This is a genomic window from Bradyrhizobium sp. HKCCYLRH3073, assembly GCF_051167995.1.
GTDB lineage: Bacteria > Pseudomonadota > Alphaproteobacteria > Rhizobiales > Xanthobacteraceae > Bradyrhizobium.
Genome location: NZ_JBNPUD010000024.1, coordinates 14,576 through 27,552 on the forward strand (window position 1 = coordinate 14,576; position 12,977 = coordinate 27,552).

The window sequence follows — 12,977 nt, forward strand, 5'->3', positions numbered from 1 at the left end:
CCCCCATCCAGGTGAGATGTCTGCAGCCGACCGCGGACGGCTCGCCCAATCTCACAATTCGAATCAAACCAGACAGGAATAGGCTGATGCGCAGATTATCGGTCCTGAGCTTGATCGCCGCGATGGCGTGGCAGGCAGCGCCGGCCCTTGCGGAGACGCTGACGGTGGCGCCGCGGCAGGTCGCCGACGAGAAGGCGGTGTTCGCGACGGTGGAGAGCATCAGCGTGGTCCCTGCCCGCGGCCGCATCGGCGGCACCATCGTGCAGCTTTCGGTGCGCGAAGGCGACCCGGTCAAGCGCGGCCAGCCCATCGCCTTGATCGGCGACGACAAACTGGCCCTGCAGATCAAATCGCTCGACGCCCAGATCGAAGCGCTGCAGGCCCAGGCCAATCAGGCGCAGATCGACTTCACCCGCACCGAGGGGCTCGTCGAGCGCGGCACCCTGCCCCGGGTCAAGCTCGACGAGACGCGCACCGCGCTGAACGTCGCCGAGAATTCGCTGCGGGCCAAGACCGCCGAGCGCGCGGTGGTCAATCAGCAGATGAGCGAAGGCCAGGTGCTGGCGCCCGATGACGGCCGCGTTTTGAAGAAGCTGGTTGCCGTCGGATCGGTGGTGCTGCCCGGCGATCCAGTGGTCACGGTGGCGCAGCAGAACTTCAAGCTGCGACTGCGCGTGCCCGAGCGCCACGCTCTCTTTCTCAAGGCCGGCGACAAGGTCCGGGTCGACGGCGCCGAGTTCGGCGACAGCTCCGACAAATGGGGCGTGATCGACCTCGTCTATCCGCAGATCGAGGAAGGCCGGGTCGTGGCGGACGCGATCGTCTCGGGTCTCGGCCAGTATTTCGTCGGCGACCGGCTGCGGGTCTGGATCTCCGGCGGCCAGCGCGACGCCTTCGTGATTCCGTCCCGCTACGTCACGACCCGGTTCGGCATCGACTATGTCCAGCTGCAGCAAGGGACGCAGAAGGTGAGCGTTCCGGTGCAGCGCGGACGCGCTCTGCCGAGCGCCGATCTCCCCGATGGACTTGAAATCCTGTCCGGCCTGCGCGCCGGCGACCAGTTGGTGCAGCCGTGAAACTCGGACTCTCAGGCAAGCTTACCCAGGCGACCATCGCCTCGCCGCTGACGCCGCTGTTTCTGCTCGCGGCGCTCGTGGTCGGCCTCATCGCCGTCGTCGTGATTCCGCGCGAGGAAGAGCCGCAGATCAGCGTGCCGATGGTCGACATCCGTGTCAACGCCGACGGCCTGCGTGCGCCCGACGGCGTCGAGCTCGTGACCAAGCCGCTGGAGACCATCGTCAAGGCGATCGACGGCGTCGAACACGTCTACAGCCAGACCGAGGACGACCGTGTCATGGTCACCGCGCGGTTCCTGGTGGGGACCAAGTTCGAGGACGCGATCCTGCGCGTCCACGAGAAGCTGCGCGCCAACCTCGACCGCATCCCCGTCGGCATTCCCGAGCCGCTGATCGTCGGCCGCGGCATCAACGACGTCGCCGTCACCGTGCTGACGCTGTCGCCGAAGCCGGAGGCCGCCGGGCGCTGGTCCGACAAGGACCTCTACGAGCTCGCCGACAAGCTGCGGGCGGAGCTGACCAAGGTCGACAATATCGGCCTGACCTATATCTCCGGCGGCGGCGCCCAGCAGATCCGGGTCGAGCCCGATCCGGAAAAGCTGTCGCTGTTCGGCGTGACCCTGCAGCAGCTCGTCGCCAAGGTGAAGGACGCGAACCGCTCGTTCCTGGCCGGAGACGTTCGCGACGGCGGCATCGTGCGCAATGTCGCCGCGGGCCAGACGCTCACGGGCATCCCGGATATCGGCCTGCTGCTGATCTCGACGCGCGACGGTCGTCCCGTCTATGTGCGCGACGTCGCCACCGTGGTCATCGGCCCCAATCTCGCCGAGCACCGCGTCTGGGACGACGCCCGCAACGACAAGGGCGACTGGCACCGGGTGCCGGCGGTAAGTCTTGCGCTCGCCAAGCGCGCCGGCGCCAATGCCGTGGTGGTGTCGCACGACATCGCGCAGCGCCTCGAAGGGCTGAAGGCCAGTCTCATTCCGAGCGACGTCGCCGTCACGGTGACGCGCGACTACGGCGAGACCGCCAATGAGAAGGCCAACGAGCTGCTGTTCCATCTTGGCCTCGCCACGATCTCGATCGTCGTGCTGATTGCGGTCGCCATCGGCTGGCGCGAGGCCCTCGTCACTTTCGTGGTGATTCCGACCACGATCCTGCTGACGATGTTCGCCGCCAATCTGATGGGCTACACGATCAACCGGGTCAGCCTGTTTGCGCTGATCTTCTCGATCGGCATCCTGGTCGACGACGCCATCGTCGTGGTCGAGAACATCGCCCGCCATTGGGGCATGCATGACGGCCGGCCGCGCCTGCAGGCCACCATCGAGGCCGTCGCCGAAGTCGGCAATCCGACCGTTGTCGCGACCCTGACCGTGGTCGCCGCCCTGCTGCCGATGCTGTTCGTGTCGGGACTGATGGGTCCCTACATGGCGCCGATCCCGGCCAACGCCTCGGCGGCGATGCTGTTCTCGTTCTTCGTCGCCATGGTGGTGGCGCCGTGGCTGATGCTGCGGCTGGCGCCGAGGTCGACCAGCGCCTCTGCGGACTCTCATGACGCGCATGGCGAAGGCCGTCTCGGACGCATCTATCGCAGCGTCGCGCGCCCGATCGTCGCCAGCAAGCGCTCCGCCTGGATCTTCCTGCTCGGCGTCGGCATCGCCACCCTGCTGTCGATGACCCTGTTCGCGACCAAGTCCGTCACCGTCAAGCTGCTGCCGTTCGACAACAAGTCGGAGATCGCGGTGATGGTCGATCTGCCCGAAGGCGCGAGCCTGGAGGATACCGAGCGCACGCTGTTCGCGGCCGCCGACATCGCGCATGGGCTGCCGGAGATCACGACCGTGCAGAGCTATGCCGGCACGGCAGCGCCGTTCAACTTCAACGGTCTCGTGAGGCACTACTATCTGCGGGAGCGGCCCGAGCTCGGCGAGCTACAGGTCAATCTCGCCGCGCGCGGCGACCGCAAGCGCGCGAGCCACGACATCGCGCTCGAGTTGCGGCAGCGGCTGAAGAGCATCCCTGTGCCTGCCGGCACCAGCATCAAGGTGGTCGAAGTGCCGCCCGGGCCGCCGGTGCTCGCGACCCTGCTCGCCGAGATCTACGGTCCGGACGCGGCGACCCGGCGCGCCGTCACCACCGAACTCAAGAAGGTCTTCGCCGACGTTCCCTTCATCGTCGATATCGACGATTCCATCGGCCAGCGCCGGCCGCGGCTGCGGCTGTCGATCGACCAGGACAGTCTCGAGTTCTTCGGTGTCGAGCAGCGAGACGTCTACGACACGATCCAGACGCTGTTCGGCGGCGTCTCGGTCGGCTACTCGCATCGCGGCGAAGACCGCAATCCGATCGAGATCGCCGTGCGTCTGCCGAAGCACGACAAGAGCTGGAGTCAGGCCCTGGCATCGACGCCGGTGCCCGCCAACACGTTGCCCGGCAGCAAGACTGTCGTCGAACTCGGCCAGGTGGTGAAGGCCACCATGGAAGAGGGGTCGCCGATGATCTTCCGCCGCGACGGCCGCTTTGCCGACATGGTGATGGCAGAACTCGCCGGCCGCTTCGAGGCGCCGCTCTACGGAATGCTCGCGGTCGCCGACCGGATCGACGCCCATGACTGGGGCAAGCTGCCGAAGCCGGTGATCGGCTTCCACGGCCAGCCGGCGGACGAGTCCCGTCCGACGCTGCTGTGGGATGGCGAATGGGAGATCACCTACGTGACCTTCCGCGACATGGGCGCCGCATTCGGCGCGGCCATCCTCGGCATCTACGTTCTGGTCGTGGCGCAGTTCAAGAGCTTCCGGCTCCCGCTGGTGATCCTGACGCCGATCCCGCTGACACTGATCGGCATCCTGCTCGGCCACTGGTTGCTGGGCGCGCCGTTCACCGCGACGTCGATGATCGGCTTCATTGCGCTGGCCGGCATCATCGTCCGCAACTCGATCCTGCTGGTCGACTTCATCCGCCACAGCGGCGGCGAGGGCAAGACCCTGCGCGACGTCGTGTTGGAGGCCGGCGCCGTGCGCTTCAAGCCGATCCTGCTGACGGCGCTGGCGGCGATGATCGGTGCTGCGACGATCCTGCTCGATCCGATCTTCCAGGGTCTGGCGATCTCGCTGCTGTTCGGTCTGGCCTCCTCCACCCTGCTCACCGTGCTCGTGATCCCCGCGATCTACATCGCGCTGCGCGAGCCCGGCAAACCCACCACGAAGATGTCGTAGGAGCTATCATGACCAAACTGTACAGCGAGATCTGCAAGGACATCTCGGGTAACCTGAAGACGCTGCGCAAGGACATTCCGGACGTGATGCAGGGCTTCTCTGCATTGGCGAGGGCCGCCGCCGCTGATGGCGCGCTCGACAAGAAGACCAAGGAGCTGATCGCGCTGGCGATCGGGGTCGCCGTCCGGTGCGACGGCTGCATCGGCTTCCACGCGGAGGCGCTCGTCCGTCTCGGTGCAAGCCGGCAGGAGGTCGAGGAGACGCTCGGCATGGCGATCTACATGGGCGGCGGACCGTCGTTGATGTATGCCGCCGATGCGATTGCGGCGTTCGAGCAATTCCAGCAACAGGCAGCCGCCGCCTGAGCGCAGGTTCAGTCGCAGATATCGAGAATGGCCAGCATGTAGATGCGGATCATGTCGAGATAGTCGGGAATGTCGACGCGCTCGTCCGGCATCGTGTTGTAGCGGCCGCCCGGCCCGCAGACGATGCCCTCCATGCCGCCATACGTATAGAGATGGCCGGCATCGGTGCCGTAGAAGCAGCTCGGCGCCACCGGGCCGGTCGGCTGGGAGGCGCCACGCACGACGCGATAGGCATTGTTGACGGCACGGACGATCGGGCTGTCCGGCGCGACCTCGAACGGCGGCATGGTCGGCACGCCGGCGCGGTCCTCCGACATCAGATGGGCCTTCAGGCCGGGAAAACGCCCCTCCAGCGCATCGAGCTCGCGCCGCATGTCCGCGAGCGCGCCCTGCTCGGTCTGCCCTGGAGCGTAACGGCCGGAGCCCTTGATGCGGACGAAATCCGCGACCTGCGGCGTGCGCCATTCGTGCAACTCACGACCGAGCGCGCCGTGCACGACGCCGACATGGACGCGGTTGATGGCCTCATGTGCCGGCGAACGCGCGCCGGAGAACCGCATCGCGTTGAGACGCGGAATGAGATCGCAGGCGGCGGTGATCGCGTCCACCGCCTCCTCGCGCTTCGACAGATGCCGCGTGTTGCCGACGAGCTCGATGATGAACATGAAGGCCGCGGCATGCATCGTCATCGCCTTGAGGTCGGTCGGCTCCGAATTGATGAAATAGTCGGCGCGCAGCCCCTGCTCCAGCAGCGAATAGGTGCCGACTCCACCCTGCAGCTCGCCGACCACATAGGTCAGGATGACATCGCCCCGCAGCTTCACGCCGGCCTCGATCAGCGTCTTGACCGCGCAGAAATAGGCGGCATCGCCGGCCTTCATATTTGACACGCCGATGCCGTAGATGAAGTCGTCGTCGACCTTCCCCGCCCAGGGATCGACGGTCCAGCCCTCGGTCACCGGATTTGTATCGACATGGCCGTTGAAGAGCAGGCTCTTGCCGCCGCCGGTGCCGTGCCAGCGGCCGACCGCGTTGACCCGGCCCTCGGCCCCGAACGGAGCGAGGCCGGCATCCAGGCCGATCGCGCTCATCTGTTCGGCCATGAAGGCCGCGAGCTGCTTCTCGCCCTCGGTCTTCGAATAGCTCTTGTGCTGTACCATGCGCGACAGCAGCGCGAGCGAGGCTGGAATGTCGATGCGGGCGAGCAGGTCGTTGCGGTCCATCGGGTCAATCCTTGCGGTCAGCCAACCGGCGCTGGCGAGGCCGCCATCAGCTCGCGGGTGTAAGGGTGAACGTCTTCGGCGCCGAAGGCATCAACGGCGCGGCTGTCGACGAGCTGGCCATGACGCATCACGACGATGCGGTGCGCGATCTGCCGGATCAGATTGAGGTCGTGGGTAATGAACAGATAGGCCGCGCCGGTCTCGGCGCGCAACGCCAGCAGCAGCTCGATGATCCGGGCCTGGACGGAGACGTCGAGCGGCGCCGTGATCTCGTCGCAGATCACGAGCCGCGGCCGTGCCGCAAACGCGCGCGCGATCGCGACGCGCTGCTTCTCGCCACCGGAGAGCTGGTGCGGCCAGCGCATCGCATAGGAGGCCGGTAGTCGCACCTGCTCCAGGAGCCGCGGCACGGCGGCGACGTCGCCGCCATAGAGTTTCAGGGGACGCGACAGGATCTCACCGATCCGATGGCGCGGATTGAGCGAGGAATCCGGGTGCTGGAACACGATCTGAACATCGCGACGATAGGCCCGGTTCATGTCGCCAGCCCCGCGCAGCGTCCGGCCGTCGAAGCTGATCGTGCCGTCGAAGCGGGCGAGCCCGGTGAGGGCGCGAGCGACTGACGACTTTCCCGAACCGGATTCACCGACGAGGCCGACGATTTCGCCGGCGCGGACGCGGACGTCGACGGCCTTGGTCGCCGGCGGCGGCGCCGCACGGAACAGCCCGCCTCGGCCGTAGTGAACCTCAATGCCGCGTGCGTCGAGCACCAGGGCCGCGCCCGGCTGATCGTTCACGAGCCGCCGTTCCGGACGCGGCACCGCGGCGATGAGCGCCTTGGTGTAGTCGTGCCGCGGCGTGCGGAAGATATCGGACGCGGGCGCCTGCTCGACGATGCGGCCGTGTTGGATGACTGCGACGCGATCGGCGACGCGGGTCATCATCGCGAGATCGTGCGAGATGTAGAGCGCAGCGACACCGGTCTCCGCCCGCAACCGCGCAAACAGCTCGATGATGCGGGCGCCGGTGATGACGTCGAGCGCCGTCGTGGGCTCATCGAACAGGATGACATCGGGCCGGCAGCCGAAGGCCGTCGCGATGATCACACGCTGCTTCTCTCCGCCCGAGATCTCGTGCGGATAGCGCCGCAGCACCGCCGCGGGATTGCGGAGCTCGACATGGCCGAGCAGATCGATCGCGAGATCCCTGGCGGCCCGCGCATTCAAATCGCGATGACGCATCAGCGCCTCGGTGATCTGACGGCCGATGGTCAAGGTCGGATTGAGCGCTGTCGACGGGTCTTGGAACACCATGCCGATGCGGCGGCCACGGACCGCGGTCAGTCGCTTCGGGCTGAGGGACCGCAGGTCGAGGTCGCCCAGACGCAGCGAACCCGAGACTTCCAGGGCATTGGCCGGCAGATGCCGCATCAACGCCCAGGCCAGCGAGCTCTTGCCGGAGCCGGATTCGCCGACGAGGCCGAGCACCTCGCCGGGCGCGATCTCGAGTGACACGTCGCGCAGCACCTCGACGGCGCCCGCCGAGGTGACATAGTCCAGCCCGTAATTGGTGATGGCGAGCGCCGGCTTCATCGATCGTCCCGCGGATTCAGCGCGTCGCGCAGGGCATCGCCGACGAGATTGAAGGCGATCGCCGACAGCGCGATCGCGGCCGAGGGCGCGATCAGGAGCCATGGCGCCCGGTGCATGTATTGGCGCGCATCGGCGACCATGAGCCCCCATTCCGACGCCGGCGGCTGCGCACCCAGGCCAAGGAAGCTGAGCGTCGCGAACAGCATCACCGCGAATGACACGCGGATGGTGGCCTCGATGATGATCGGGCCCATCACGTTCGGAAGCATCTCGCGGAAGATGATCTGCGAGGCCGCCTCGCCGCGCGCGATGGCAGCCTTGACGTAGTCCTGATTGCGTACCGCAAGCGCCACGGAGCGCGTGACCCGCGCCATGCCCGGCGCAAACGCAAAGGCAATCGCGATCACCGCGTTGATAGCCCCATTGCCCAGCGTGCTGACCAGCAGCAGCGCCATCAGAAGACCCGGAATGGCCATCACCGCATCGTTGGTGCGCATGATGAATTCGTCGGCCTTGCCGCCGAGATAGGCCGATGCGACGCCGATCACGGCGCCCATCGCGCTGCCGGCGAGCGTCGCCGCCAGCGCCATCGGAACGGTGGCGCGCGCTCCGGACAACAGGCGGCTCAGCACGTCGCGGCCGAACTGGTCGGCCCCCAGCCAGTTCTGCCATCCGGGGGCGCGGAAGCGGCCGAGAAAATCCATCTTCTCCGCCCCATAGGGCGCGAGCCACGGGCCGAGGATGCAGACGATCGCGAGCGCAACGAGCAGCGTCACGCTGATCGCGCCCTGCGGCTTGCGGATCATGCGGCCGAGCAGCTCAATCATAGCTGATCCGCCTGTCGAGCAGCGCGTAGACGACGTCCGCCAGCGTGTTGGTGATGGCATAGGTGACCGCCATGATCATCGCGCCGGCCTGGATCGACGGCAGATCGCGGGTGGTGATGGCGATCATCAATGCGCGGCCGATGCCGGGAATGGCGAAGATCTCCTCGATGACGATGATGCCGCCTAGGAGATAGCCGACGTCGAGCGCGACGATGGTGATGACCGGCAGCAGCGCGTTGCGCATCACGTGCCGCACCAGCACCGTCCGCTCGGGCAGGCCTTTCAGCCGCGCCGCGCGGACGTAGTCGGACTGCAGCACGTCCAGCGTCTCCGACCGCATCATGCGCATCACATGCGCGACGAGAATGACCGACACCGTCAGGACCGGAAGGATCAGGTGGCGGAGCGCCAGCCCGGTATCCTCCAGCGGCGACACGTAGCCGGTCGCCGGCAGCCATGGCAGGATGTCGGTCAGCAGCAGCGCGAGCACGGTTGCGGTGACGAACTCCGGCAGGGAGACCCCGAGATAGGCGACCACGCTGGCGGCCGTATCCGCCGGCCGCCCCCTGCGGAGCGCCGCGAAGATTCCGAGCGGGACCGCGATCAGAAGGGTGACGACGAGTGCGCCGGCTGCCAGCAGCAGCGAGCGAGACAGCGCCGTCAGCATCTCCGGCGCGACCGGCAGGCCGGTGCGCATGGAGACGCCGAAATTGCCGATGGCCGCGTGCGCGACCCAATGCGCGAATTGCAGCCAGACCGGGTCGTCGAGCCCGAGCCGGCCGCGAACGGCGGCCAGCGCCTCCGGCGAGGCGTTCTCGCCAAGCAGCGTCTGCGCGGCATCAGCCGGCAGCGCCTGCGTGATGGCGAACACCAGCACGCTGACGATGACGACCGTGTAGGCCATCAGGAGCAGCCGCCGCAGCAGCCAGGCGAATGACACCGCTCGGATCCCGCCTCAGCTGCGCTTGGGCGCGCCTGCGCCGAGCGAGACGAGATCGAGCCGGAACACCGACCCGCGCGGATGCAGCTGGTATCCTTCCACATAGGCGCGCTGCGCCGCCAGGATGTCGAAGAAGACCGGAATCACCGACGGCACCTCCTCGCTCATCATCGTCTGGGCCCGCGCATAGAGCGCGGCGCGATTGGCATCGTCGGTCTCGCTGCGCGCCGCGTTGACGATCTCGTCGAAGCGCGCATTGTTCCAGCGCGTCTCATTCCAGGCCGCATCCGAAGTGTAGAGCAGCTTGAAGATCGCGTCGGCGGTCGACTGCATGTTGTAGAAGCCGACGTAGAAATTGCCCTTCTTCCAGACCTGGTCGAGATAAGTTGCGTGCGGCATCGTCTGAACGTTGATACGGAAGCCCGCGGGCGCCGCCATCTCACGGATCGCAACACCGAGCTGCGTGCGCGTGTCCGGCTTGTCGGACGCCACCATCGTCAGGTCGATCCCGGAGGGATAGCCGGCATCGGCGAGCAGTTGCTTGGCCTTGGCGATATCGGGCTTCTTCAGTTTGCTGTCCTGATAGAAGCGGTAGGCGGGGCTCAGCGGCGTATCGTTGCCGGGCGTGCCATAGCCGCCGGCCACGAAGCCGGCCATGGCCTCGCGATCGATGGTCAGCGCCAGCGCCTGGCGCACGCGAACGTCGTTGAACGGCTTCTGATCGCAGCCCATGTTGACGTTCAGAAACTGCCCCGAGGGGATCCGCACCGCCTTGATGCCACTGGCCTTGCCGAGCCGGTCATATTCGCCGGGCGTGGTCGACAACATGAGATCGATGTCGCCCGAAATCAGAGCCGATGCCTCGGCCGTGCGGTCGGGATAGACGAGGATCTCGACGCGATCGAGTAAAGGCCGCGCGGGATCGTAATAGGCCGGGTTGCGCTCGACGACGATCTTGCGGTCCGGCTCGTAGGACACGAGCTTGAACGGCCCCGACCCATTCGGCTTGGTGGCAAGGCTGGCAAGATCAGCGGCAACGACCTTCGCAGGCACGATGCGCGCATTGTTGTAGGCGAGCGCGACCGGAAAATCGGCGAAGGCCACCGACAACGTGAACCGCACGGTCGACGGATCGACGGCGACGACGTCCTTGATCGGGCCGACATTGGTGCGCGCCGGTGACGCGGTCTTCGGATCGAGGATTGCCTTGAAGGTCGAAACGACATCCTCCGCCGTCAGCGGCGAGCCGTCGTGGAAGCTGAGATTGGGCCGCAGCTTGAACGTCCACTCGGTGAGCCCCGCGCCGGCCTGCCAGGACAAGGCGAGGTCCGGCTCGACCGACATGTCCGGCTTCAACCGGGTCAGGTTGGAATAGAGCAGCTCGGTGATGAGGTATTCCGGATTGACACGCGCGAGCAGCGGATGAATGACCGCCGCGCCCTGATCGACCGAGATCCGCAACACGCCGCCGCGCTTCGGCGCCTCGGCGGAGAGAGAGACTTGCGGCAGAGCACCAAGCACGAGCGCGGAGCCGGCAAGAAAATGGCGACGGGTCACGGACGGCATCAGGCGAAGTCCTTTTCAGGCGTGATGGCTTCGGGAGAGAGCTCGGGACGGAACTCGGCTGCAAGATAGGCGAGCACCGACTTTGCCAATGCGACGATGTCGGCGAGCGTCGTGGATTCGCCCGGCGCATGAATGCGGCTATCGGGCTTTCCCAGGCCCGTGAGCAGCACCTCCTGCACGCCCGTGGCCTGCTGCACCCAGCCGAAATCGGAGCAACCGGACGCCCCCCAGCGCGCGAAGTCTTCCGCCGCGTAGCCGAAGCCGGCCGACAGCGCCTGCTGCCAGCGCGGCCAATGCGGCCCGCCGGGATCGGATGTCGGCATCAGATGGCCGGTGAGGATGATCTCGACGTCGAGGACATCGGCGGCCCGCCGGATCGCCGCCTCGATCTCGCGGCGTGCGGTGGCGAAGTCCTCCTCGGGCGCATAGCGGCGGCATACGAGAATCTCGAGCAGCGAAGGGATCTGTCCACCGCATTGGCCACCATGAATGGCCGAGATGTCCAGGCTCCCCGCGAGAGGTCCGGCTGCCTGCGGCGGTGGCGGCAATGCCGACGTCCGCTGCGCGATGACCGGTTTGAGGGCCGCGAGCGCATTGAGGATCGGCAGCGCCGCCTCGATCGCGTTGGCGCCGGCGCGGCGCTGCTCGCCGGCATGCGCCGGCTTGCCGTGAACCCGCACCGTGAGCGTGAACAGGCCGAAGCAGCCGGCCCAGATCCGCGGCATCGCGCTGCCGTTGAAGTTGAGGATGTGACCTTCGAGACGGCCCTGCTCGGCAAGGTAACGCACGCCGGGATAAAGCCCTGCCTCCTCGTCGGTGCACAGCAACAACATCGGATCATAGGCCAGCGGCAATCCGGTCTGCTGCGCGCCGCGGAGCGCGAGCAGCGCCGCCGCGATCGATCCCTTCATGTCGGCTGCGCCGAGTCCGATCAGACGATCACCGTCACGGCCCAGTTGCAGCGGATCGGTGGCCCAGCCCGGCGCAGGCGGCACCGTATCGACGTGGAAATAGAGCCCGAGCACCGGTTTGCTGGAGCCTCGCCGTGCGATCAGGTTGGTGCGCAATCCGTGCGCACCCGGCGCGCGCCACAGCTCCTCTGGAACGATCACCCGCTCGCAATCCAGCGCCAGCGGGACGACAAGCTGCTCCATCACATCGGCGAAGGCATCGTAGCCGGCCCCCGGCGGAAAGCTGGTGTCGACCGCCACCATCCTCCGCAGGTCCTCGACCGCCGTCTCGGCCATGGCGTCGATCGCGGCGAAAGCGCTGGCCAGACTGCACGCGCCCCGGTCCGCTGGAATGCCCTCAGAAATCATTTGCGGTCGGCCTAATCCTATATTCTATATAGAAATAGAATTCACGACGCGGCATTTGTCAATTCCATGAAGAAGGCAGCTGTGGCCAGCAAAGCGGCAGACGGGGTCGGCGCCGGTCCGGGCGCGCTGCCGGTGCCGCTCTATGAGCATGTCAAGCGGCAGATCGCCGAGGCGATCCTGATCGGCGACATGCCGCCCGGCACGGTGCTGCCCGGCGAGGTCGCGCTCGCTGATCAATATGGCGTCGCCGTCGGCACCATCCGCCGCGCGCTGGCCGATCTCACCGCGGGCGGCATGCTGATGCGCCGGCGCAAGACCGGCACGGTGGTGACGGGCCGCGCGTCGCAGCATGGGCTCAGCTTCTTCTTCCAGTACTTCCGCCTGCTCGGCGCGGACGGCAGCCTGCTGCACTCGGAGGCCGAGGTGCTGTCGGTGACGACGGGCGCCGCCGAAGGGGGCGATGCGGCGCTGTTCGCGGTGGCCAATGGCGAGCCGCTGCTGCATCTTCATCGCATCCGCCGCGTCGCCGGCGCACCGGTGCTGCATTCGCGGATCTCGATGGTCGGGAGCCGCGTGCCGGGATTTGCGCGCGAGCCGAAGAAGGTCCCTGCCCTGATCTACCGCCATCTGCTCGAGGCCTATGGCATCCGGATCGCCGCGGTGCGCGAGAAGGTGACGGCCGAGGTCGCCACCAAGGAGGACCGCAAGCTGCTCGGCCTACCCTCTCCGAGCGCCGTGCTCGTGATCGACGAGGAAGCCTACGACCAGACCGGCGCGCTGGCGATCCTCAGTCAGCACCGCGCCACGACGGCGCAGCACTACTACTCGAACGAGATCCGCTGAGCACGCAT

Annotated in this window: 10 protein-coding genes; 4 read left to right on the forward strand and 6 right to left on the reverse strand. The window is 67.0% G+C overall.

Annotated elements, in window-relative coordinates; all coding sequences use genetic code 11:
- The first annotated feature begins 86 nt into the window (after positions 1-86).
- The 3 genes from ACQR1X_RS31345 to ACQR1X_RS31355 are packed head-to-tail and all read left to right on the forward strand — an operon-like array spanning position 87 to position 4,659.
- On the forward strand, positions 87-1,076 hold the full coding sequence (locus tag ACQR1X_RS31345; protein ID WP_316183486.1) for an efflux RND transporter periplasmic adaptor subunit: 990 nt from the start codon (positions 87-89) through the stop codon (positions 1,074-1,076).
- On the forward strand, positions 1,073-4,294 hold the full coding sequence (locus ACQR1X_RS31350; RefSeq protein ID WP_316183485.1) for an efflux RND transporter permease subunit: 3,222 nt from the start codon (positions 1,073-1,075) through the stop codon (positions 4,292-4,294). Before ACQR1X_RS31345 ends, ACQR1X_RS31350 begins: the two co-directional genes overlap by 4 nt.
- 8 nt (positions 4,295-4,302) lie before the next feature.
- On the forward strand, positions 4,303-4,659 hold the full coding sequence (locus ACQR1X_RS31355) for a carboxymuconolactone decarboxylase family protein (protein WP_315712545.1): 357 nt from the start codon (positions 4,303-4,305) through the stop codon (positions 4,657-4,659).
- 8 nt (positions 4,660-4,667) lie between these two features.
- On the opposite strand, the gene ACQR1X_RS31360 is transcribed toward ACQR1X_RS31355, so the two are convergent.
- From ACQR1X_RS31360 to ACQR1X_RS31385, 6 genes are read right to left on the reverse strand one after another with little or no spacing between them, the layout of a single operon-like run.
- Positions 4,668-5,882 carry a M20 family metallopeptidase gene (locus ACQR1X_RS31360; RefSeq protein ID WP_316183484.1) on the reverse strand — a complete coding sequence of 405 codons (1,215 nt, stop codon included), beginning with the start codon at positions 5,880-5,882 and terminating at the stop codon, positions 4,668-4,670.
- A gap of 17 nt (positions 5,883-5,899) precedes the next feature.
- The gene (gene nikE, locus ACQR1X_RS31365) at positions 5,900-7,474 is read right to left on the reverse strand and encodes a nickel ABC transporter ATP-binding protein NikE (RefSeq protein WP_434900267.1); all 1,575 of its coding nucleotides are present in this window, start codon (positions 7,472-7,474) and stop codon (positions 5,900-5,902) included.
- Positions 7,471-8,301 (reverse strand): ABC transporter permease, encoded by an 831-nt coding sequence (locus ACQR1X_RS31370; RefSeq protein WP_434880826.1) that lies wholly within the window; start codon positions 8,299-8,301, stop codon positions 7,471-7,473. The genes nikE and ACQR1X_RS31370 overlap by 4 nt, the downstream gene beginning before the upstream one ends.
- Positions 8,294-9,241 (reverse strand): ABC transporter permease, encoded by a 948-nt coding sequence (locus ACQR1X_RS31375; RefSeq protein ID WP_315800387.1) that lies wholly within the window; start codon positions 9,239-9,241, stop codon positions 8,294-8,296. Before ACQR1X_RS31375 ends, ACQR1X_RS31370 begins: the two co-directional genes overlap by 8 nt.
- Positions 9,242-9,256: 15 nt before the next feature.
- The gene (locus ACQR1X_RS31380) at positions 9,257-10,807 is read right to left on the reverse strand and encodes an ABC transporter substrate-binding protein (protein ID WP_316183480.1); all 1,551 of its coding nucleotides are present in this window, start codon (positions 10,805-10,807) and stop codon (positions 9,257-9,259) included.
- A complete protein-coding gene (locus ACQR1X_RS31385; RefSeq protein ID WP_434900268.1) occupies positions 10,807-12,126 on the reverse strand; it encodes a M20 family metallopeptidase in 1,320 nt (439 codons plus the stop codon). Before ACQR1X_RS31385 ends, ACQR1X_RS31380 begins: the two co-directional genes overlap by 1 nt.
- Positions 12,127-12,192: 66 nt before the next feature.
- On the opposite strand from ACQR1X_RS31385, the gene ACQR1X_RS31390 reads away from it, so the two are divergent.
- Positions 12,193-12,969 (forward strand): GntR family transcriptional regulator, encoded by a 777-nt coding sequence (locus ACQR1X_RS31390; protein WP_434900269.1) that lies wholly within the window; start codon positions 12,193-12,195, stop codon positions 12,967-12,969.
- The last annotated feature ends 8 nt before the right edge of the window (positions 12,970-12,977 follow it).

What these genes read in the sequence shown, in the direction of transcription:
- ACQR1X_RS31355 (WP_315712545.1), top strand. Translation starts at nt 4,303, where the DNA reads ATGACCAAACTGTACAGCGAGATCTGCAAGGACATCTCGGGTAACCTG.
- ACQR1X_RS31345 (WP_316183486.1), top strand. Translation starts at nt 87, where the DNA reads ATGCGCAGATTATCGGTCCTGAGCTTGATCGCCGCGATGGCGTGGCAG.
- ACQR1X_RS31380 (WP_316183480.1), bottom strand. Translation starts at nt 10,807, where the DNA reads ATGCCGTCCGTGACCCGTCGCCATTTTCTTGCCGGCTCCGCGCTCGTG.
- nikE (WP_434900267.1), bottom strand. Translation starts at nt 7,474, where the DNA reads ATGAAGCCGGCGCTCGCCATCACCAATTACGGGCTGGACTATGTCACC.
- ACQR1X_RS31390 (WP_434900269.1), top strand. Translation starts at nt 12,193, where the DNA reads ATGAAGAAGGCAGCTGTGGCCAGCAAAGCGGCAGACGGGGTCGGCGCC.
- ACQR1X_RS31385 (WP_434900268.1), bottom strand. Translation starts at nt 12,126, where the DNA reads ATGATTTCTGAGGGCATTCCAGCGGACCGGGGCGCGTGCAGTCTGGCC.
- ACQR1X_RS31370 (WP_434880826.1), bottom strand. Translation starts at nt 8,301, where the DNA reads ATGATTGAGCTGCTCGGCCGCATGATCCGCAAGCCGCAGGGCGCGATC.
- ACQR1X_RS31360 (WP_316183484.1), bottom strand. Translation starts at nt 5,882, where the DNA reads ATGGACCGCAACGACCTGCTCGCCCGCATCGACATTCCAGCCTCGCTC.